Source organism: Undibacterium sp. SXout7W, assembly GCF_049339385.1.
In the GTDB taxonomy this organism is placed as follows: Bacteria; Pseudomonadota; Gammaproteobacteria; order Burkholderiales; family Burkholderiaceae_D; genus Undibacterium.
The window spans coordinates 136,190-158,248 of record NZ_JBMPPF010000003.1; the positions used below are offsets into that span (position 1 = coordinate 136,190).

Consider the following 22,059-nt stretch of genomic DNA (forward strand, 5'->3'; position numbering starts at 1 on the left):
TCTTAAACAACCGCACCGTCAGTATCGTCTTTTTCTTTTACTGGTTTGATCAGATCTTCCCGTTTCACGCCCAGCCACATCGCGATTGCGGCGGCCACAAATACGGAAGAATAAATACCGAAGCAAATACCAATCGTCAGCGCTACCGCAAAGTAATGCAAAGTCGGACCACCGATCAGCAGCATCGACAGCACCATCATCTGAGTACAACCGTGCGTGATGATGGTACGGGAAATCGTGCTGGTAATCGCATTATCGATGACTTCTTTCACCGACATTTTGCGTTGCTTGCGGAAATTCTCACGAATACGATCAAAAATAACCACCGATTCATTCACCGAATAACCCAGCACCGCCAATACCGCAGCCAGTACCGACAGATTGAATTCCCACTGAAAGAAGGCGAAGAAGCCGAGAATAATTACGACGTCATGCAAGTTTGCCACAATCGCGGCGACCGCGAATTTCCATTCAAAGCGGAAAGCCAGATAAATCACGACACCGACCACCACCATCAGCAATGCCATCAAGCCATCGTGTGCCAGCTCGTCACCCACCTGCGCACCAACCTGCTCAACCCTTTGCAATTTCACGTCCGGGTCTTTTGCTTTGAGTGCCTGCAACACGATGTCGGTTTGCTGTGCTGCCGATGCGTCTTTTTTCGGCAAAGGCAAACGGATGACAACATCCTGCGCCTTACCAAAGGTCTGCACCGGTGCATCCGTATAGCCAAGGTTTTCTACCGTTTTACGAATAGCGTCCACATCTGCTGCTTTGGCGTACGTGACTTCCATCACGGTACCACCTGTAAATTCAACAGAAAAATGCAAACCCTTGTGCAACAAGAAAAAAACTGCTGCAACAAACGTCAAAGCGGAAATGACATTAAAAATCAGCGCATGGCGCATGAAAGGAATGTCTTTTTTGATGCGAAATAATTCCATAATAAATTCCTGAGTTATCTAGGCAATGCGATTATTTGGCAGCATCATCGCTGTGTTTCCATATCTGTCCGATAGAAACCGAACTGAGTTTTTTCTGACGTCCATACCAGAGATTCACCACACCACGGGACATGAATACAGACGAGAAAATCGACGTCAGAATACCCAGACAATGCACCACCGCAAAACCACGAATCGCACCGGAACCAAAGATCAACAACGCCAGACCGACAATTAAGGTCGTCACGTTCGAATCCAGAATCGTTGACCATGCGTGACCGAAACCTTCTTCAATCGCTTTTTGCGGCGATTTACCAGCGCGCAGCTCTTCGCGGATACGTTCATTAATCAACACGTTGGAGTCAATCGCCATCCCCAGGGCCAGAGCAATCGCAGCAATACCAGGCAGTGTTAACGTTGCTTGCAGCAAGGACAGTAACGCCACCAGCAACAACAGATTAACGGACAACGCCAGCACGCTGAAAAAGCCAAACAGCATGTAGTAAGCGATCATGAATACCGAGATTGCAGCAAAACCATACAGTGTGGAATTACGTCCCTGCTTAATGTTTTCTACGCCAAGCTGCGGGCCGATCGTACGTTCTTCGATAATATCCATCGGTGCTGCAAGAGAACCCGCACGCAGCAACAACGCGAGATCAGCAGACGCAGCCGGTGTTCCCATGCCAGTGATACGGAAACGTGAACCGAGTTCATCCTGAATCGTCGCCACGGTCAGCACTTCACCCTTGCCTTTTTCGAACAGCACAATCGCCATTTTTTTGCCAATTTTATTACGTGTCGCTTCGCGCATCTTGCGTCCACCGTCACCGTTCAGATCAATGCTGACCGCAGGTTGCTGATGCTCATCAAAGCTGGCAGAAGCCCCGGCAATATAGTCACCGGTAATGACAGGGTCTTTGTACAAAATAGCTGGCGCACCGCGACCGACCTTGAACAGCTCAGAACCAAATGGCACCGCGGTATTATCGTCAATCGCGCCAATCACTGATTCATCCGACAGACGAACTTCCAATGTCACGGTACGACCAATAATTTCCTTTGCCCGCGCCACGTCCTGCACACCCGGCAACTGCACCACGATACGATCCGGCCCTTGCTGCTGAATAATCGGCTCAGCAACACCCAGCTCGTTCACGCGCTTGGACAAAGCAGTAATATTTTGTTTGACGCCTTCTGTGACGACTGCTTTCAGAGACTCTGGCTTGAGGCTGAGCTGGATGGCAAAATCCGTGTTATCACCCGCCACATCCTGCAAATTGATGTCCGTCATCTGCGATGCCAGCAGTGCTTTGGCGGCATTGCGTGTTTCTGCATCACGGAATTTGACAGTAAGCAGATCACCATCGCGGCTGATGCCGGTATGACGAATTTCTTTGTCACGCAAGCTGACGCGCACGCTCGACTGCAAACCCTGAATACGTTTGCTGAGTACGGCCTTGGTATCGACCTGCATCAGAAAATGAACGCCACCACGCAAATCCAGACCAAGATACATCGGTAACGCATTCAGGCTTTGCAGCCATTTCGGCGTATTCGACAGCAGGTTAAACGCAACGGTATAGGTAGGATCTGCCGGGTCGGTATTCAGCGTTTTTTCCAGTAAATCTTTGGCCTTGAATTGGGTATCAGTATTGTCGAAACGTGCTCGTACTGTCCCTTGCAATCCATTGAAATCATAGAAGATGCCATTGTCTTTGAGACCGGCCTGTTGCAACGCCTGTTCGACACGTGTCGTCATGGCATTGTCAATTTTGACCGTTGATTTTGCGCTACTGATCTGTACCGCAGGGGATTCGCCAAAAAAATTTGGTGCTGTATAAATGCCACCAAACACCAGCGCTATCAGGATCAACAGGTACTTCCAGAGAGGGTAGCGGTTCATAGTGAGGAAAATAAATGGAAGCTGAAAAGCACAACGCAGTCCACTGGTATCGGGACTGCGTTGCTGATATGGACTGATTAAATCGCTTTAATGGTGCCTTTAGGCAGCAACATGGTGACTGCTACTTTTTGTACGACGATTTCAGTACCGGTGGCAACTTCGATCGTGACATACGCATCTGTCACTTTGGTGACTTTGCCGAGTACGCCGCCGACTGTCACAACTTCGTCATTTTTGGCCAGCGCATCCATCATGGATTTTTGTTCTTTCTGGCGCTTCATCTGTGGACGTATCATCAGGAAATACAGCACCACGAACATCAGGATGATAGGCAGAAAACTCATCAGACCTTCACCACCACCCAGACCACCAAGGCCACCAGCAGATTGTGCGTAAGCGTTAGAAATAAACACGTTCAGACTCCGTTCATTATTCAAATAGTTCAGCCAGCGCAAAGCCAACTGTGATTCTTGTAAATTGTGCCAAAGAAGGCAGTTTCAACCAGCAAAGCGCCACATTCTAGCATTGCGTCTCATGACTCAGACAAAATTGTGGTGTCGGCGCAGGCAAACACGGCCAGAGTCACCACTTCCAGACACTCGCGCACCTAGATACCACGCGCACGATCAGCATGGAATTGTTGAACAAACTCAGGGAAACGTTCTTCATCCAGTGCAGTGCGAATGTTTTTCATCAGATCAAGGTAGTAATGCAGGTTGTGTATCGTATTCAGGCGTGCACCGAGAATTTCGCCGGTACGATGCAAATGATGCAGATAGGCGCGAGAGAAATTCTTGCAGGCATAGCATTCACATGTGGCATCCAGAGGTTCTTTATCTTCCTTGTAACGCGCATTTTTGATTTTGACATCGCCGAAACGCGTGAAAATCCAGCCGTTTCGGGCGTTTCTGGTCGGCATCACACAATCGAACATATCAATACCATTTGCCACACCCGCCACCAGATCTTCCGGAGTGCCAACACCCATCAGGTAGTGCGGCTTGTTTTCCGGCAGCTTAGGTCCTGTGTGCGCCAGAATCCGCATCATGTCTTCTTTGGGTTCACCGACCGACAAACCGCCAATCGCCATGCCATGAAAGCCCAGTTCATTGAGCCCTTCCAGCGATTCATCACGCAGATGCTCGAACATCCCGCCCTGGACAATACCAAACAAGGCATTGGGGTTTTCGCCCTGATGAAACTCATCAATTGAGCGCTTTGCCCAGCGCAAGGACATGCGCATCGATTTGCCAGCTTCTTCAGTGGTAGCCGGTCTGCCATCAATTTCGTAAGGAGTGCATTCATCAAACTGCATGACGATATCGGAATTCAGTGCCCGCTGTATCTGCATAGAAATTTCCGGCGACAGAAACAAGCGCTCGCCGCTGATCGGTGATGCAAACTTCACACCCTCTTCCGTAATTTTGCGCATCGCGCCCAGAGAAAAAACCTGAAAGCCGCCAGAATCAGTCAGGATAGGCTTGTCCCAGCCCATGAAGTCATGGAGACCGCCGAATTTATTCACCACATCCAGACCAGGACGCAGCCACAGATGGAAGGTGTTGCCCAGAATAATATGCGCGTCGATTTCTTTCAGTTCCAGCGGTGACATCGCTTTGACAGAACCGTAGGTACCCACTGGCATGAAAATCGGGGTTTCAATTTCACCGTGATTGACTTTGACACGACCACGCCGTGCGGCAGTGGTTTTATCTTTTTTGATTAAGGTAAATTCAAGCATATTTTTTCCTTCTGCCCCATCAGGGGCAGGATAAATAGTGGTCTAATTTCAGCGAATCGGGCTGGGTATCTGATTTGACCTGATACATTTAGTACATGGTGCACATGGGCTGCATTCGTTATGCCATTGATGCCAGCGGTATCTGGTGCGTCACAGATACATCACGGATACATCGCAGCATCCCCCTTCACACCAACTCATTTCACATCAGAAGTGTTGGTCAATAACATGGCATCACCATAACTGAAAAAGCGGTATCGCTGCGCAATCGCATGCGCATAAGCCGCTTTGATACGGTCATAACCGGCAAATGCAGACACCAGCATCATCAACGTTGATTTAGGCAAATGAAAATTGGTGATCAGGCGATCGACCGTCTGAAACACATAACCAGGCGTGATAAACATCTGCGTATCAGCGCTGCCTGCAAGCAATTCACCACTCTGGGAGGCAGATTCCAGTGCGCGCATGCTGGTAGTACCGACAGCGATCACTTGCCCCCCTGCCGTTTTAGCCGCTCTGATGGCATCCACGGTTTCTTGTGGCACGGTATACCATTCACTGTGCATGACGTGTTCTGCCAGGTTTTCGGTTCTGACAGGCTGAAAGGTACCGGCACCGACGTGCAAAGTTACATAGGCGAGCTTGATTCCTTTCGCTTCACATGCCTGCAAAAGCGCATGATCAAAATGCAGACCCGCAGTTGGTGCGGCGACAGCACCGGGAGCACGGTTATACACCGTCTGATAACGCTGCTCATCAAAATCGTCTGCATCATGCTCAATATACGGCGGCAATGGCAAGCGTCCGTAGGTTTCCAGCAGGGTAAAAATGTCACTCGGGAATAACAGGGTGAAAAACTCCCCTTCACGTTCACCGACTGTCACATCAAACGCCTCTGCCAGACGGATTTTACTGCCGGAGAGTGGCGCTTTAGACGCCCGCATCTGCACCAGTACGCGATGATTGCCATCTGTATTCGACAAGACGCGCTCTACCAGCAACTGCACCTTACCACCGGTTTCCTTGACACCAAAAAAGCGGGCTTTCAGCACTCGCGTATCGTTAAATACCAGCACATCACCAGCCGACAACTGATCAATCACATCGGCAAAGTGGCGATCAACCAGCCGATCGCCGTCAACATGCAATAACCGTGACGCAGTTCTGTCCGGCAATGGCATTTGCGCGATTAAATCGTCAGGCAGATCAAAATCAAAGTCACTCAAAGAATATTTCATGCGTGGAAAACCAAAGGAAATGGAACAAAATGCTGCGCACTGTATAAAAAATCAGTAGAATAAGCCGACAATGATTGTCTGCAAAACGTTTGCTGATTCGTCTGCTGGTTCGTCCACAGATTCATCTGCTGATTGTTTTTCGATCAATAGAGCCAACAGCAAAACCCACCATTTTACACCCATGGCAGCTGAAGACCAAAATGCATGTGCCGAAACGCTGCCACCACCGGCCGCCGCCACTGGCTCCTCCCGTAAAAAAGCCGCTGTCAAAACTGCTGCAAATCAACACGACACCAAAAGCACCGCCAAAAACAATACCAGCAAAGCCAGCGAGAAACTGGCCCGACTAGGTTTGCGCAAGGATATGGACTTTGCCCTGCATCTGCCCATGCGTTATGAAGACGAAACCGTTGTCACCAGCATGCATGATGCCGGCTTCCGCGGCGGCAGCAATGTCCAGATAGAAGGCGTGATTACAGAATCCGACGTTCAGTACCGACCACGGCGTCAATTGGTTGTGACCATTGCTGATGATAGCGGGCAAGTCGTTTTACGCTTTTTGAATTTCTATGGCAGCCAGATCAAACAACTCGCCGTGGGCATACGGATACGCGCGCGCGGCGAGTTGCGACATGGCTTTCTTGGCGCCGAAATGGTACACCCCACCTATAAAATCGTGGTGGAAGGTGCGCCACTGCCTACGGTGCTGACACCTGTCTACCATTCCGCCGAAGGTGTTCCTCAGGCACTGTTGCGCAAAGCGATTTCCAATGCGCTGCTGCGGATACAGTGGCGAGACACCTTATCGGCCTCCAGACTGGCCGCACTTGGCTTGCAAAGTTTTGAAGCCAGTGTGCGTACCCTGCACAATCCGCCGCCAGACATAGACCAGCACAGTCTGATTGAGCGTGAACATCCGGCGTGGGAAAGGATGAAATTCGACGAACTGCTAGCACAACAACTGTCGCTCAAACGCGCCCAGATCACACGTCGCAGTAAAGGTGCCAGTGCCTTGCCCATCGTAGGCGAACTCAGCAATGCATTTTTACTGAATCTGCCTTTCTCCCTGACCGGCGCCCAGGAAAAAGTGCTGGCAGAAATCCGTGCCGATCTGCGCGAACAATTTCCCATGCAACGTCTGTTGCAAGGTGATGTCGGCAGTGGGAAAACTATTGTCGCAGCGCTGGCGGCAGCGCAGGCGATCGACAATGGTTTTCAGGCTGCCATGATGGCACCGACAGAAATTCTGGCAGAACAGCATTTCAAAAAAATTGCTACCTGGCTGGAACCACTGGGCGTCAAAACAGCGTGGCTGACAGGTAGTTTAAAAAAGAAAGAAAAAGACCTTGCCAATGCACTCATCAGTTCAGGTGAAGCACAATTGGTCATTGGCACTCATGCATTAATACAGGATTCGGTACAGTTCAAAAAGTTGGGGCTGGTCATTGTGGACGAGCAGCATCGCTTTGGCGTCAGCCAGCGTCTGAATCTGGCGAACAAGGCAGAAGCAGGCAAAGTGCCGCATCAACTGATGATGTCTGCCACACCGATACCGCGCACACTGGCCATGACCTATTTTGCTGATCTGGAAGTGTCTGTTATTGATGAACTACCACCAGGACGGACGCCGATTGTCACCCGTGTGATTGACCAGAACCGCCGTGAGGAAGTGATTGCCCGTGTTCATGCCGCAACGCAGGAAGGCAAACAAGTTTATTGGGTATGTCCGCTGATTGAAGAATCCGAAACCCTGCAACTGCAAACAGCGACCGATACCCACGCCATGCTCGCCGCGGCATTGCCGGATATACAGGTCGGGCTGGTGCATGGGCGTTTAAAGCCTGCCGAAAAACAGGCCGTGATGGAAGACTTTATCCAGCATCGCTCGCAATTACTGGTTGCCACGACAGTGATCGAAGTCGGGGTCGATGTACCGAATGCCAGCCTGATGGTGATTGAACATGCTGAACGTTTCGGACTATCACAATTGCATCAGTTGCGCGGGCGCGTCGGGCGCGGTGCCGCGGCCAGTGCATGTTTGCTGCTGTATCAGGGGCCATTGGGTGGAACCGCCAGACAGCGGCTGGCGATCATGCGTGAAAGCAATGATGGCTTTGAAATTGCACGTAAAGACCTCGAATTACGCGGCCCGGGAGAATTTCTCGGTGCACGCCAGTCAGGCGAAGCAATGTTGCGTTTTGCTAATCTCGACACTGATCAATGGCTGGTAGAAAAAGCACGCAATCTGGCCTGCGAATTACTGAGCAATGATCCGCTGACTGTTGCCGCACATCTGGAGCGCTGGCTGGGGAACCGGGAAGAGTTTTTACGGGTCTGATGCTCTGCGTCCTGAAGAAGACCTGCGAATGAGCGACAATAACAACGATCATGATCAGCTACCATCAGCACGACAAATGAGTAATCTCATCAATACCATTCACCAGCATCACTCCTGATCAATCCACTTTTTTCACCCACTATTTTATGCTCACACTGATGACCGCCGATCTGCATCAAGAACAACATGGCAAGGATTTGCTGATGCTGCTCAACGCCTACGCACTCGATCCTATGGGAGGAAGTGAACCCCTGTCCGATGAATGCAAGGCAAATCTGATCAGTGAATTGCGCAAACGCAACAATATTGTGGCCGTACTGGCCTATGTCGATGGCCAAGCGGCCGGGTTCTCGATTGGCGTGGAAGGTTTTTCCACATTTGCCTGCCGCGCCTTGCTGAATATTCATGATTTTGCGGTACATCCTGATTTCCGTGGTCGCGGCATAGGAAAAGCGATGATGGAATACATCAGCCAGCTTGCGATAGACAAAGGCTATTGCAAGCTCACTCTGGAAGTGCTGGAAGGTAATCTTCCGGCACAAGCACTGTACCGCGCTCAGGGCTTTGCACCTTACGAACTGAATCCGGCGATGGGCGGGGCACTGGTCATGCAGAAGAAATTGTAAGCTTCTGGCTATTCGTCATTGATCTGCCCATGAGTAAAAATCCGAACACGCCGCCGGGGTAGAGCAAGTAGAATCTGTCGCAGTTATTTCACTAGCCAAACAAGGATGGAAACACATGAGTATTGACACGAGCATTGATTTCAAAGGTCGCGTTGCGATTGTGACTGGTGCAGGTGGTGGTCTGGGACGTGAGCATGCATTGGCGCTGGCTGCACGTGGTGCCAAAGTGGTCGTCAACGATCTCGGCGGTGCACGCGATGGTTCGGGCGGTTCTTCGGCAGCGGCGCTGGCAGTAGTGGAGGAAATCCGTGCTGCAGGTGGTGAAGCCATCGCTAACGGCGCCTCTGTCACCGATTTTGCAGCGGTACAGGCCATGGTCGCCGATACCATCGCACAATGGGGTCGGGTCGATATTCTGATCAATAACGCTGGTATCTTGCGTGATAAGTCTTTTGCCAAAATGGAAATCGATGATTTCAAACTGGTCGTGGACGTACATCTGATGGGCGCGGTCAATTGCTGCAAAGCGGTCTGGCCCGTCATGAATGAGCAAAAATATGGCCGTATTGTCATGACAACATCCTCTTCCGGGCTGTACGGCAACTTTGGTCAGTCCAATTATGGTGCGGCTAAAATGGCGCTGGTTGGCCTGATGCAGACGCTGGCGATTGAAGGTGCCAAAAACGATATCCGCGTCAACAGCCTGGCGCCGACGGCGGCGACACGTATGACCGAGAGCCTGTTCCCCGAAGAAATGTTAAAAGCCTTGCAAGCCTCTGATGTTGTGCCGGCCATGCTGGTTCTGGCGGCAGAACAAGCACCGACCCGCACCATTCTGTGCGCTGGCGCGGGTAGTTTTGAAGCAGCCAATATCACGATGACACAGGGTATCTATGTCGGGCGTCAGGGTGATGCACCGGAACAACTCGCTGCGCGACTGGCAGAAGTGCGTCAGCGTGATGGTGAAATCGTTCCTGAAAGCGGCGCGGCGCAAGGCCATCTGGAACTGACCAAGGCCATGCAACAACGCTGATTTCAGCGTCACAAGGCCAGATCGCATCCGATGTGTTCACATGGCAAATGCAGGTGAACACATCAACCACGTCAGGAGCTACCTGCCTCCTGACAATATCAATTCCTCCAATCTGCCTTCTTTTTTTCATCTCTCCAGAATGGTGCTCAGGCGTTCTGATGCCCGGATGCCCGGATGCCCGGATGTGCTTGCGTCCACCTCTCAGCATTAATATGCCGAGAGCGCCGCCCTCAAAAGGCCACGAATACCACACTGATTGTCGTCGTAGTCACTCTCAACGTTGCCGCATTGCACAATGCAAAACAGAATGACACAAGAAGGTCATAAAACTCCTTTAGGCTACCCCGCTATATGTTTTGGGAGGAAAGCTCATGTCAGTCGGAATGACGCAACAGAATCAGGCTTCATTGTTCTGGAATAGTGTATTCACGAAAACCAGCAAAGGCCGCCTGGAAATTACTCAACGTAGCGGCGAGCTGAGTTCCAGACAGCGCAGCATACTGATCATGCTCGATGGCAGCAAAAAACTGGATGCGCTGCTCACTCCCGTAGCAAAAAACGAGCTGCAAGAAATTGTTCATTTCCTGAGTCAGCAGGATTTTATTGAATACAACCGTGATCTTGCATCTGCGCCCTCTGCCTCCTCAGTCTCAGCAGACTCCACGTCTGCGAAGACACCAACAGCATGGCAACCTGATGCTGTAACGCCCGCTGTGCCGACACCCGTGATTACGCCAGAAGTGACCGTAGCAACAGTGATCGCGCCGACTGCCATTTCCGCTGATAAATCCGGCATCACGATAACCGCACCAGCAATTCATATGCTGGATGAAGCTTCATTGCGCAGCATCAAGGACTTCATGACCGTCACCGCGCAAACCTACCTCGGCTTGCTTGGCGCAGATGTCATCCGCCGCGTTGAACGGGCAGAAGACCACGTGCAACTGATGGGAAGCCTGGGGCACTGGCATATGGCCTTGCGCGATTCTAAGCAGGGACACCGCTTTGCCTCGGTCTATATGGAACAGGTTAGTGCTGCTTTGCGTGGTGATCTGGCGGCATTGGAACTCTTATCCTCCAGGCAATCGTTCATCCCAGCAACGCAATAGCGATGTGATCGCGCCTTGTCTGGCATTGATATCGCCGTCATCGACACGTGTTGTCTCGCCTTAACAGGGCAATTTTGCGTCAGTTCTCATCAAATTTAAAATAAATACTCCCTATGAGTATGTTATTTTTTCCACGTATCCTCAGCATAAAATATAGCACCTTCAAACATACTCCTGCCATTATCTAAAGTACCTTACTTATTTTAAAATTCTGCTGCAAGCACTTGCTGACGCTGTTGGCAGTCTGTGCCACACTATTGGCATGACACTGACAGAATTAAAATACATCGTTGCCGTTGCCAGGCAAAAGCACTTCGGACACGCGGCTGAGGCGTGCTTTGTCGCACAGCCAACCCTTTCTGTTGCCATTAAAAAGCTCGAAGATGAACTTGGCGTAACGATCTTTGAACGTGGTGGCACGGAGGTTTCCACTACGCCGCTTGGTGCGCAGATCGTTGCACAGGCAGAGCGCGTGCTGGAACAGACTGCTGCGATCAAAGAAATCGCGAAACAAAATAAAGATCCGCTGGCTGGTCCCTTCCGGCTCGGGGTGATTTATACGATTGGCCCTTATCTGCTGCCGACGCTGGTCAAAACCATGATCAGACAAGTCCCGCAAATGCCGCTGGTGCTGCAAGAGAATTTCACGGTCAAACTGATGGAATTATTACGTCAGGGCGAGCTGGATGCTGCCATCATGGCACTACCTCTACCGGACCAGAGCCTGATGACGCAGGCGTTATACGATGAGCCTTTTGTCGTTGCCATGCCGCACGATCATCACTGGGCGCAACGCAGCGAAGTCCCGGCGGAAGAATTAAAAAACGAAACCATGTTATTGCTTGGTAACGGTCATTGTTTCCGCGATCAGGTGCTGGAAGTGTGCCCGGAAATGGCGCGCTTTTCGACTACCGGAGACGGCATTGCCCGTACATTCGAGGGTTCGTCGCTGGAAACCATACGGCATATGGTCGCTTCCGGTATCGGCATTACAGTGCTACCGATGGCATCAGTACCCGACTTGCAGAGTAAAGATGGCATGTTGCGCTACGTGCCATTCACCGCACCAGCGCCAGATCGGCGGGTTGTGATTGCATGGCGTAAAAGTTTTACCCGCCAGGCAGCCATAGAAGCCATCCGGCAGGCCGTGCTGGCGTGTGATCTGCCGGGCGTGAACATGCTGGATGAGTCACCACAGGCACAGTAAGCGAAGGGCAATGTATTCCAGCCATCAGGAGAAGACATATGCTGATCGCCCCCATCGATACTCCCCGCCTGCAATTACGAATATTGCTACCTGAACACGCACCTCTGTTGCAGCAGTATCTGTTGCGCAACCGTGAATATCTGGCTCCCTGGGAACCGCTACGCGACAGTGCTTTTTTTTCGATCGAACAGTGCCAGGAAAGGCTACTGTCGAATTTCAAACTCATGCACGCCGGATTGGGTATGTTTTTCGCGATTTGCGATACCGAAGACATGGTCGGCATGTGTAATTTCAGCAATATCGTCCGCGGTGCTTTTCAAGCTTGCCATCTGGGCTATTCGATTGCCAAAACCCATCAGGGACAAGGCTTTATGTCAGAAGCCGCGACCGCGGGCATCGACTATATGTTTGCACATGCAGGATTACATCGCATCATGGCCAATTACGTACCCGAAAATACGCGTAGCGCTGCGCTATTACAACGACTGGGTTTCGAACGCGAAGGTTATGCTAAGTCCTACCTGAAAATCAATGGCGTCTGGCGCGATCATGTCCTCACTGCACTGATACATCCGCAGCAGTAAAGCACGGTTACATGCGCTTGGCGGGTTCCCTGTTTCAATGCGTATCCGCACACATACGCGACCATTTTCTTAAAAGCACAAACGCGGAATAACAGCCGGCTGGCCTGCATCACAGTACAACAGCACGGACAATATGCCATCGGGCAGCACAACCAAATGGCACAGGCATCATGCCAGTACACTCACAATACAATTTATAATGCGGCACATGCAAAACTACCGGCTGTCTTTTATGAATCTGCTTATTTCCCGTCTGACGTGGTATGTCAAATTAGTACGTCTGGACAAGCCCATCGGCATCCTGCTGCTGCTGTGGCCAACGCTGGCCGCACTCTGGCTTGCCTCAGACGGCAAACCCGACTGGTCTCTGTGTTTCATCTTCACGCTGGGCACCATCCTGATGCGCTCTGCCGGTTGCGCCATCAATGATTATGCCGACCGTGATTTTGACCTGCATGTCAAACGCACGGCAGAACGCCCGCTGACCAGCGGCAAAATCTCCGGCACTGAAGCCCTGATTGTCACAGCGGTACTTGCCCTGATTTCTTTTTGCCTGATTCTGCCGTTGAATACGCTCACCAAGCAATTATCCGTGCTGGCACTCATCATTGCTGGCAGTTACCCCTATTTCAAACGGTTTTTTGCCATTCCACAGGCTTATCTGGGTATTGCTTTCGGCTTCGGGATTCCAATGGCGTTTGCGGCGGTTCAAAACACCGTGCCCGCCAGCGCCTGGATATTACTGATCGCCAATATTTTCTGGGCGGTCGCCTATGACACCGAGTATGCGATGGTAGACCGGGATGATGATCTCAAGATCGGGATTAAAACCTCGGCCATCACCTTTGCCCAGTATGATGTCTTCGCCATCATGACTTGCTACGCTGTCACATTTGCCCTGATCTTGCTGGTTGGCTGGCAATACGGTTTACGGACCTGGTTCATCGGTGGCATGGCAGTTGCCAGTGCCTGCGCTGTCTATCATTACACTCTGATCCGCGACCGCGACCGCATGCGCTGCTTCGCGGCGTTTCGTCATAACAACTGGCTGGGTGCTGCGATCTTTGCTGGCATTGCGCTTGACTATGCGCTACATTAAGTAAAGCATCCTCTTTTGTTTTATTGCTATCTGTTTTAATCTGCTTCATCTGTTATTTTTCGTCTCATTTGTTTTACCGCTTCATTGATGTGCCGCAAATACACTGCCATCACAATGCTTAGACTCTGGACGGAAGGCCTTGCATTCTGATGTTCTGACCCGAGATACTTCAGTAGATGGCGAGCATCATCCATCATGCTGGCTATTCAGTGTTTTTGCAGTGTTGCAAGATCGGCGCAGCTGAAATTCAATTCATTGATTCATTTATCTATCACGACAAAGGACGCATCATGAGCTCATTAGAACAGCATAAAGACCAACTCATTCAGGATCTGAACGAGGTGATTCGCGATGCAGAAGATATGTTGAAAAATACCGAACAGCAAAGCGGTGAAGGCTTTAAAACTGCTAAAGCACGGTTTGAAAAAACTCTGAAAAATGCGAAAGCAGAAGTCGCTCGCATAGAAGACGTTGTCGTTACCCGCACCAAAGATGCGGCTCGTGCAACGGATGTGTATGTCAAAGAAAATCCATGGCAATCTGCGGGCATTGCTGCAGGCGTTGGGCTCTTAGTGGGTTTATTGATAGGTCGCAACAAGTAACGATGAAATAACGACGACAGAACAATGGCTATCACCGATTCTCTGGGTAAGTTAGGCGCGACGCTAGCGAGTATTGCCCATACACGCCTTGAACTCGCCTCAGTAGAACTGGAAGAAGAACTTCACCGTTTTTCTTCCACGCTACTGTGGTCACTGACAGCCTTGTTCTTTGCGTGCATGGCGATCATGCTAGCTGTCGCACTGGTGGTGGTTTTGTTCTGGGATACCTACAGAATACCGGTGATTGCAGGATTGGCAGGGATTTTCGCCGTTGCCGCTGTCATCGTCAGCACGAAAATTCGGACAACGCTTCAAAACAAACCACGTTTGCTGTCATCTACCTTGACGGAACTCCAAAAAGACGGCGCTGCACTGCGTGGTGAAACACCTGCTGCGACAGAATCCGGTGCCCAGCATGAATAGCCATCGGGAAAAACTGGCATTGCGACGTCAGGCGTTGCTACTCAAAACGCAGGCGCAAAGGCAACTGATCACCTTGCAATATCGTGAACTCAGGCAATCACTGGAGCTTGTTGAGCTAGCAGCAATTGCCTGCAGAGCCACCGGCAACGCGATCAGGAAACGCCCCTTACTTGGCATCGTCATTGCCGCCGCCGTCACCATACTTAAGCCTGCACGTGCATTCACGCTTGCCAAAACCGCGCTGCTTGGCTGGCAAGCCTGGAAAAAACTGGCACCAGTAATGCAACGAGCTCGTAGCACGGAAACAGCGTCAGTCAAAACTCCTGCTGAATAAAAACGCCTTGCAAAGTTAACACCATCATCAATACATTGATATTGCCCGTTTATACCGAACATCGGAATATCAGTATGAACGATGCACAAATCTGAACCAGCGGCGATCTATGGCTGACTCGCCCCCACTCCAATTACTTCAGCAACCAGATCAAGTCTGACGGCCGAATTCTTCACCCAACTCTTTTCCACGTGCAGCAGCAGCCTTGACCGCACTCACAATCGCCTGCCGGACATCGCTATTTTCCATGCTGGTCAACGCAGCGTAGGTCGTTCCGCCTTTTGAGGTAACACGCTCCCGCAGCACGGATACTGGTTCGCTGGAATGCAAGGCCAGCTGGGATGCTCCGTTAAAGGTAGCGATCGCTAACTGGGTCGCCTGATCTTCATTCAGCCCCAGCTCCTGCGCTGCTTGTTGCAAAGCTTCAATAAAATAAAATACATAGGCGGGGCCGCTGCCAGACACCGCAGTAACGGTATCAATCAAATTTTCTTCATCCAACCAGAGCGTAGTACCTACCGCGTGCATCACGTTATCGGCCATCTGTTTTTGCTCGGCAGACACGCCAGGCAAAGCAAACAATCCGGTCACACCTTTACCAATCAATGCGGGTGTATTCGGCATCGCACGCACCACTTTGTCGTAGCCGTTCAACCATCGCGCAATATCAGTAGCACGTATACCTGCCGCGATCGACAACACCAGTTGCCCCTGCAAATATGGCGCAAGCTCCCCCACTACATCTCGTAATTGCTGCGGCTTAACAGCCAGAATAATCACATCCATCTCACGCAATGTGGCATCCATATTCAGCCCTGTGCTGACAGCGAACTCCGTTTCCAGGCGTGTCAGTGAAGTCTGATTCAGATCAACCACATGGACATGCTCTGGTGACGTTAACTCTGTCACCAGCCCACCAATCAATGCAGCAGCCATATTGCCACCACCAATAAAACCTATTTTGAGTTTATTTTGCATAATGTCTGTTTCCAAAAATAGCGGTGCCAATACGCACCATGGTACTGCCTTCGGCGATCGCGGCATGCAAATCGCCGCTCATCCCCATCGATAAAGTATCCAGAGCAATACCTGCCGCGCAAATCGTATCACTCAGCTGTTTTAACTGGCGAAACGCCTGGCGCTGTTGTTCCTCGTCGTGACTGGCCTCAGGTACGGCCATCAGTCCCCTTAAACGCAGCTTCGGCAGGCTGGCTATTTTTTGCGCTACCCCCAGAGCATCTTCTGGCAACACGCCACTTTTACTTTCTTCGCGACTGATATTCACCTGCAGGCAAATATTTAACGGCGGCAAATGCTCTGGGCGCTGTTCAGATAAGCGCTGCGCAATTTTTTCACGATCTACCGAATGCACCCACGAAAAATGTTCTGCAATCGGTCTGGTTTTATTACTCTGAATCGGGCCAATGAAATGCCACTCAAGCACTAAGCCGGGGGCAAGCTCTTGTACCGTCAGTATCTTCTCCAGCGCTTCCTGCAGATAATTTTCACCAAATGCGCGCTGTCCTGCACTTGCAGCGTCGAGAACCGCCTGCGCGGCAAATGTTTTGGAAACGGCAAGCAAGCTGACGGCATCTGGCGCACGTCCAGCGGCGACAGAAGATGCCAGAATATCAGCAAGTACGGCTTGCAAGTTGTCAGAAATTAAGGACATAATCAGGGTATCTGCTCTACTTTGCTCTACTTATTTCGTTGTACGGGTTTGCTCCCGTCCCAGAGAGACTTCTCTGCCAGCAACGGATTCAATGATGACTACCACCGGAATTATAAATGGACATTTCTGAATTACTGGCGTTTTCCGTCAAGAATAACGCTTCCGATCTTCACTTATCCTCCGGCTTACCGCCAATGATACGGGTCCATGGCGATGTGCGACGAATTAATCTCCCGCCGCTGGAACACAAAGATGTCCATGAACTGATTTATGACATCATGAATGACTCGCAGCGCAAAGCCTACGAAGAGACTCTGGAGTGCGATTTCTCCTTTGCCATTCCAGGTCTGGCACGTTTCCGTGTGAATGCTTTTAATCAGGAACGCGGTCCCGCAGCGGTCATGCGTACGATTCCTTCCAAAATTCTGTCACTGGAACAACTGAACGCACCGAAAATTTTTGCCGACCTTGCTTTACGCCCTCGTGGACTGGTGCTGGTCACAGGACCGACAGGTTCCGGCAAATCCACTACGCTGGCAGGTATGGTGAATCATCTGAATGAAAACGAATACGGGCACATTCTGACCGTCGAAGACCCTATCGAATTCGTACATGACTCTAAAAAATGTCTGATCAACCAGCGTGAAGTCGGCCCACATACAATGTCGTTCAATAACGCCCTGCGCTCGGCGCTGCGTGAAGATCCTGATGCCATTCTGGTTGGTGAGTTACGTGATCTGGAAACCATTCGTCTGGCGCTCACTGCGGCAGAAACAGGCCATCTGGTATTTGGCACGCTGCATACGTCATCCGCAGCTAAAACGATTGATCGTATTGTTGACGTGTTCCCTGCGGAAGAAAAAGAAATGGTTCGTTCCATGTTGTCCGAATCCTTACAGGCAGTGATTTCCCAGACTTTACTCAAAACCAAAGATGGCTCAGGCCGGGTCGCCGCACATGAAATCATGATCGGTACACCTGCGATTCGCAATCTGATCCGCGAAGCAAAAGTGGCACAAATGTACTCGGCAATTCAGACCGGCAGCAATGTCGGTATGCAGACGCTGGATCAGAATCTGACCGATCTGGTTCGCCGTAACGTGATCTCTGTCGGTGCGGCTCGGGCTGCGGCAAAAATCCCTGAAAACTTCCCCGGTTAAACAGATAAGGAAGAACAATCATGGAACGCGATCAGGCTACCAAGTTTATGCATGATTTACTGAGGCTGATGCTCAGTAAAAATGGCTCTGACTTATTTATCACCGCTGAATTTCCACCCGCCTTTAAAATCGATGGCAGGGTAACGCCTGTCTCAAATCAACCGCTGACCTCTGCGCATACCGTTGATCTGGCACGTGCGATTATGAACGACAAGCAAGCGGCTGAATTTGAGTCGACCAAAGAATGTAATTTTGCGATTAATCCGGCTGGCATGGGTCGATTCCGCGTCTCTGCATTCATGCAGCAAGGGCGCGTGGGATTGGTACTACGTACAATCACTACCGAAATTCCCAAACTGGAAGACCTGGGACTTCCAGAAAATTTAAAAGAAGTTGCCTTAACCAAGCGCGGTCTGGTCATCATGGTGGGCGCGACTGGCTCGGGTAAATCAACGACGCTGGCCGCCATGCTTGGTCACCGCAATGCCAATAGTTACGGGCATATCATTACCGTAGAAGACCCGATTGAGTATGTTCATCCTCACGGTAATTGCATCGTGACTCAGCGGGAAATCGGTATTGATACCGAGGACTGGGGCGCTGCACTGAAAAACTCATTGCGCCAAGCGCCGGACGTGATACAGATTGGCGAAATTCGAGACCGGGAAACAATGGATTTTGCGATTGCCTTTGCTGAAACCGGCCATCTCTGTCTGGCGACACTTCATGCTAACAGCTCCAATCAGGCATTGGACAGGATTATCAACTTCTTCCCTGAAGAGCGCCGCGCACAATTGCTGATGGATTTGTCACTGAATCTGAAAGGTGTTATCTCGCAACGCTTAATTCCGTTAAAAGGTCGCAAAGGACGCGTTGCTGCAGTAGAAATTATGCTCAACACACCTTTGATTTCCGATCTGATCTTCAAAGGTCAGGTACATGAAATCAAGGAAATCATGAAAAAATCGCGTGAACTCGGGATGCAAACTTTTGACCAGGCGTTGTTTGACCTGCATGAGGCAGACAAAATCACCTACGAAGATGCTTTGCGTAATGCGGACTCCGTTAATGAACTGCGTCTGGCGATTATGTTGCAAGGCAAGGAATCAAAAGACCGCGATCTGAATGCCGGTACACGTCACCTAGGAATAGTCTGATATGAGCGCTCTTGATTACACTGCCAACAACCTGCAAGGCAAACCTGTCGATCTGAAACAATATCTGGGAAAGGTCGTATTGGTCGTCAATACCGCCAGTAACTGCGGCTTTACTCCCCAATACAAAGGACTGGAGGCCGTATATCAGCAATTTAAAGATAAAGGTGTTGAAGTCCTCGGCTTTCCATGCAACCAGTTTGGACATCAAGAGCCGGGATCAGCGGGTGAAATAGGCGCGTTTTGCGAAAAAAACTATGGTGTGACGTTCCCGATGTTTGACAAAATCAATGTCAATGGTAGCGATGCCCACCCATTATTCCAGCATTTGAAAAGCAAAGCTCCGGGATTACTCGGAAGCGAATCAATCAAATGGAACTTCACTAAATTTCTGATCAAAAAAGACGGAACAGTATTTAAGCGTTACGCACCGCAAACCGCGCCGCAGGAGCTGATTCGTGATATTGAGCAGCTACTGGCAGAATAAATCCCGCCAGTAAGCCTCCGCGTATTTACGATTGCAGGGCAGTATCGATCAATTCTACCCAGTGCTGTACCTGCACATCAGTTCCCGATTGCAAATGGGTAATGCATCCGATGTTGGCGGACAGAATCTTCTCTGGTTTGGTGACCAACAAGTTATGGAGTTTGTTATCTCGTAACTGATAAGACAACTCCGGTTGCAAAACCGAATATGTGCCTGCAGAACCGCAGCACAAATGACTGTCTGCACACATCTGTACGTCAACCCCAACAGCACGCAACAGCCCTTCTACCTTGCCCCTGATTTGCTGACCATGTTGCAAAGTACATGGTGGATGCCACGCAATCCGCTGTTTCAGCTTACCTGTCGTTTTAGCCACCAGCTCAACTTCAAACTCTGGCAAGATTTCACTCAGATCCTTTGTTATTGCGGAGATTCTTTTGGCTTTATCGGCATATACCGTATCGTGCGCCAGTAAATGCCCGTATTCCTTCACGGTAGCGCCGCAACCAGACGCCGTCATCACGATCGCTTCTGCCCCCGCCTCCACTAACGGCCACCATGCATCAATATTCCGCCGCATATCGTCCAGACCGGCGTCGTGGTCGTTCAGGTGGTATTTGATGGCACCACAACATCCAGCCTTCGGTGTTGGTAACAATTGCACACCGAGTGCGTCCAGCACACGGGCTGTCGCGGAGTTAATATTGGGTGACATGGAAGGCTGCACACATCCCTCCAGCAAGAGCATCTGGCGTGTATGCTGGCGTTGAGGGCGTTGCCCCGCTGCCCTTGGCTTCGGCACTTTATTTTGTATGGATGCAGGCAACAATGGACGAACCATCTGCCCCAGCTTCATCGCGGGTGAAAACAAGGCTGGGCGAGGTAATAATTCTTTCAGAGTGCCGCGCACCAGGCGCTGAGAGAATGAGCGTGGTACCTGCTCGTCCACCACCTTACGCCCAATATCCACCAGCCGGCCATATTTCACGCCTGAAGGGCAGGTTGATTCGCAATTGCGGCAAGTCAGACACCGATCCAGATGTTGCTGCGTTTTAACGGTAGCAGGTTTGCCTTCCAATACCTGTTTGATCAGATAAATACGGCCACGCGGACCGTCCAGCTCATCCCCAAGCAACTGGTAAGTCGGGCAAGTCGCAGTACAGAATCCACAATGCACGCATTTGCGCAGTATGTCCTCTGCTTCTTGGCCATCACGGGTATCTTTGATGAAGTCAGCGAGATTCGTTTGCATATGAATTAGAAATCCTTGTACATGCGCCCTGGGTTAAAAATACCGGCTGGATCAAACGCCTCTTTCAAGTGGCGATGAATTTTTTCCACCGGAGCAGACAAGCGGGAAAACACGCCAATCTGCTTGTCGCCACCACGGAATAAGCTTGCATGACCACCAGCTGCGGTCGCTGACAGACGGATAATGTCCGGGTTTTCATCACTGAATAACCAGCGTTGCGCACCACCCCATTCGATCAGAGATTTGCCGGTCAGGCGCAACGGCCCTGTCGTGGAAGGCACAGACAAGCGCCAGAGACCATGCTTGTCATCCTGAGAGAAAAAATCATGCGTCTGCTCACGCAACGACGACCAGAATGCGCTGGCATCACTGATTTCTTCACCACCCAGCTTCAGTTTTGCAGCCCGCACTGCCGCCTCGGCACCTGACAAGCGCACCGTCATGCGGCCAACATGCCAGGCACAAGCGGAGATAGGCAATGCCTGCCCTGCCCACTCATTCATTCTGCGAATCGCATCTGCTTCTGATAAAGCAAATACCAGACTGGTTTCAGAAAAAGGCCTCGGCAGCACTTTGACAGACACATCCAATATCAGTCCCAAAGTACCCATGGATCCGGTCAGGAGGCGGGAGACATCATAGCCCGCAACATTTTTCATGACCTGTCCACCGAATGCCAAGGTTTGTCCCTTGCCATCCATCAGTGTGGCGCCCAGAACGAAGTCCCGCACGGCACCGACATAAGGCCGGCGCGGGCCTGACAAACCAGCAGCAATCGTGCCGCCGATCGTCGCAGCATCACCCCAGTGAGGCGGTTCAAATGCCAGCATCTGATTTTTTTCTGACAGCACGGCCTCTATCTCGGCCAGCGGTGTGCCACATCTGGCAGTAATCACCAACTCCGTCGGGTCGTATGCCAAAATGCCGGAATAGGCACGCGTATCAAGCAAAGTGCCTTGTGCGTCATGCCCATACCACTGTTTAGTGCCACCACCCTGTATCAATAGTGGGGTTGCATTTTTTCCGGCATCCAGAATGCGCTCTCGAAATGACTGTACGATTTCTTCCACTGCAGTCTCCATGATCTTGTCTTTTTCTCTGTGAAGCTTGTTGTTGCTGTGTTGCTGCTTTGTTGCTGCTATCCAGA

General features: G+C 50.8%; 22 protein-coding genes. 13 read left to right on the plus strand and 9 right to left on the minus strand.

Annotated elements, in window-relative coordinates; all coding sequences use genetic code 11:
- Nucleotides 1-2: 2 nt before the first annotated feature.
- The 5 genes from secF to queA all read right to left on the minus strand — a co-directional run bounded on the left by secF (nt 3) and on the right by queA (nt 5,832).
- Complete coding sequence (gene secF / locus ACO0LB_RS04550; RefSeq protein WP_423046932.1) at nt 3-944, minus strand: protein translocase subunit SecF; 942 nt, start codon at nt 942-944, stop codon at nt 3-5.
- 31 nt (nt 945-975) lie between these two features.
- The gene (secD, locus tag ACO0LB_RS04555) at nt 976-2,850 is read right to left on the minus strand and encodes a protein translocase subunit SecD (RefSeq protein WP_423046934.1); all 1,875 of its coding nucleotides are present in this window, start codon (nt 2,848-2,850) and stop codon (nt 976-978) included.
- Nucleotides 2,851-2,927: 77 nt separating this feature from the next.
- Entirely contained in the window at nt 2,928-3,263 is a 336-nt protein-coding gene (gene yajC / locus ACO0LB_RS04560; RefSeq protein ID WP_423046936.1) for a preprotein translocase subunit YajC, read from the minus strand.
- Between the two features lie 194 nt (nt 3,264-3,457).
- Complete coding sequence (gene tgt, locus ACO0LB_RS04565; RefSeq protein ID WP_423046938.1) at nt 3,458-4,591, minus strand: tRNA guanosine(34) transglycosylase Tgt; 1,134 nt, start codon at nt 4,589-4,591, stop codon at nt 3,458-3,460.
- A gap of 197 nt (nt 4,592-4,788) precedes the next feature.
- Nucleotides 4,789-5,832, minus strand: a complete 1,044-nt coding sequence (gene queA / locus ACO0LB_RS04570; protein WP_423046940.1) for a tRNA preQ1(34) S-adenosylmethionine ribosyltransferase-isomerase QueA — start codon at nt 5,830-5,832, stop codon at nt 4,789-4,791.
- Nucleotides 5,833-6,013: 181 nt separating this feature from the next.
- On the opposite strand from queA, the gene recG reads away from it, so the two are divergent.
- The 10 genes from recG to ACO0LB_RS04620 all read left to right on the plus strand — a co-directional run bounded on the left by recG (nt 6,014) and on the right by ACO0LB_RS04620 (nt 15,187).
- A complete protein-coding gene (gene recG, locus ACO0LB_RS04575) occupies nt 6,014-8,170 on the plus strand; it encodes an ATP-dependent DNA helicase RecG (RefSeq protein WP_423046942.1) in 2,157 nt (718 codons plus the stop codon).
- A gap of 146 nt (nt 8,171-8,316) precedes the next feature.
- Nucleotides 8,317-8,796, plus strand: coding sequence for a GNAT family N-acetyltransferase (locus tag ACO0LB_RS04580; RefSeq protein WP_423046944.1), 480 nt, complete (start codon nt 8,317-8,319; stop codon nt 8,794-8,796).
- 115 nt (nt 8,797-8,911) lie between these two features.
- The gene (locus tag ACO0LB_RS04585) at nt 8,912-9,829 is read left to right on the plus strand and encodes an SDR family NAD(P)-dependent oxidoreductase (protein WP_423046946.1); all 918 of its coding nucleotides are present in this window, start codon (nt 8,912-8,914) and stop codon (nt 9,827-9,829) included.
- A 371-nt stretch (nt 9,830-10,200) separates the two neighbouring features.
- Nucleotides 10,201-10,938, plus strand: a complete 738-nt coding sequence (locus ACO0LB_RS04590; protein WP_423046948.1) for a hypothetical protein — start codon at nt 10,201-10,203, stop codon at nt 10,936-10,938.
- A gap of 262 nt (nt 10,939-11,200) precedes the next feature.
- Nucleotides 11,201-12,145: a hydrogen peroxide-inducible genes activator gene (locus tag ACO0LB_RS04595; protein ID WP_423046950.1), complete on the plus strand. Its 945-nt coding sequence runs from the start codon at nt 11,201-11,203 to the stop codon at nt 12,143-12,145.
- A gap of 38 nt (nt 12,146-12,183) precedes the next feature.
- Nucleotides 12,184-12,729 (plus strand): ribosomal protein S5-alanine N-acetyltransferase, encoded by a 546-nt coding sequence (gene rimJ, locus ACO0LB_RS04600; RefSeq protein WP_423046952.1) that lies wholly within the window; start codon nt 12,184-12,186, stop codon nt 12,727-12,729.
- Nucleotides 12,730-12,961: 232 nt separating this feature from the next.
- Entirely contained in the window at nt 12,962-13,828 is an 867-nt protein-coding gene (ubiA, locus tag ACO0LB_RS04605; protein WP_423046954.1) for a 4-hydroxybenzoate octaprenyltransferase, read from the plus strand.
- A 290-nt stretch (nt 13,829-14,118) separates the two neighbouring features.
- Nucleotides 14,119-14,430 (plus strand): DUF883 family protein, encoded by a 312-nt coding sequence (locus ACO0LB_RS04610; RefSeq protein ID WP_423046956.1) that lies wholly within the window; start codon nt 14,119-14,121, stop codon nt 14,428-14,430.
- Nucleotides 14,431-14,454: 24 nt separating this feature from the next.
- Entirely contained in the window at nt 14,455-14,853 is a 399-nt protein-coding gene (locus tag ACO0LB_RS04615; protein ID WP_423046958.1) for a phage holin family protein, read from the plus strand.
- Nucleotides 14,846-15,187 carry a YqjK family protein gene (locus tag ACO0LB_RS04620; RefSeq protein WP_423046960.1) on the plus strand — a complete coding sequence of 114 codons (342 nt, stop codon included), beginning with the start codon at nt 14,846-14,848 and terminating at the stop codon, nt 15,185-15,187. The genes ACO0LB_RS04615 and ACO0LB_RS04620 overlap by 8 nt, the downstream gene beginning before the upstream one ends.
- Nucleotides 15,188-15,337: 150 nt before the next feature.
- On the opposite strand, the gene proC is transcribed toward ACO0LB_RS04620, so the two are convergent.
- Nucleotides 15,338-16,165: a pyrroline-5-carboxylate reductase gene (gene proC, locus ACO0LB_RS04625; RefSeq protein ID WP_423046962.1), complete on the minus strand. Its 828-nt coding sequence runs from the start codon at nt 16,163-16,165 to the stop codon at nt 15,338-15,340.
- On the minus strand, nt 16,155-16,859 hold the full coding sequence (locus ACO0LB_RS04630) for a YggS family pyridoxal phosphate-dependent enzyme (protein ID WP_423046964.1): 705 nt from the start codon (nt 16,857-16,859) through the stop codon (nt 16,155-16,157). Before ACO0LB_RS04630 ends, proC begins: the two co-directional genes overlap by 11 nt.
- 116 nt (nt 16,860-16,975) lie before the next feature.
- Between ACO0LB_RS04630 and ACO0LB_RS04635 the strand changes: the two genes are divergently transcribed.
- From ACO0LB_RS04635 to ACO0LB_RS04645, 3 genes are read left to right on the plus strand one after another with little or no spacing between them, the layout of a single operon-like run.
- Entirely contained in the window at nt 16,976-18,019 is a 1,044-nt protein-coding gene (locus tag ACO0LB_RS04635) for a type IV pilus twitching motility protein PilT (protein ID WP_423046966.1), read from the plus strand.
- Nucleotides 18,020-18,039: 20 nt separating this feature from the next.
- Nucleotides 18,040-19,176 carry a PilT/PilU family type 4a pilus ATPase gene (locus ACO0LB_RS04640; RefSeq protein ID WP_423046968.1) on the plus strand — a complete coding sequence of 379 codons (1,137 nt, stop codon included), beginning with the start codon at nt 18,040-18,042 and terminating at the stop codon, nt 19,174-19,176.
- 1 nt (nt 19,177) lies between these two features.
- A complete protein-coding gene (locus ACO0LB_RS04645; protein WP_423046970.1) occupies nt 19,178-19,660 on the plus strand; it encodes a glutathione peroxidase in 483 nt (160 codons plus the stop codon).
- Between the two features lie 25 nt (nt 19,661-19,685).
- Here the strand turns inward: ACO0LB_RS04645 and glcF are convergent, their stop codons facing one another.
- Both glcF and glcE read right to left on the minus strand, forming a co-directional pair.
- Nucleotides 19,686-20,912, minus strand: a complete 1,227-nt coding sequence (gene glcF / locus ACO0LB_RS04650; protein ID WP_423046972.1) for a glycolate oxidase subunit GlcF — start codon at nt 20,910-20,912, stop codon at nt 19,686-19,688.
- Between the two features lie 5 nt (nt 20,913-20,917).
- Nucleotides 20,918-21,994, minus strand: a complete 1,077-nt coding sequence (gene glcE, locus ACO0LB_RS04655) for a glycolate oxidase subunit GlcE (RefSeq protein WP_423046974.1) — start codon at nt 21,992-21,994, stop codon at nt 20,918-20,920.
- Between the last annotated feature and the right edge of the window lie 65 nt (nt 21,995-22,059).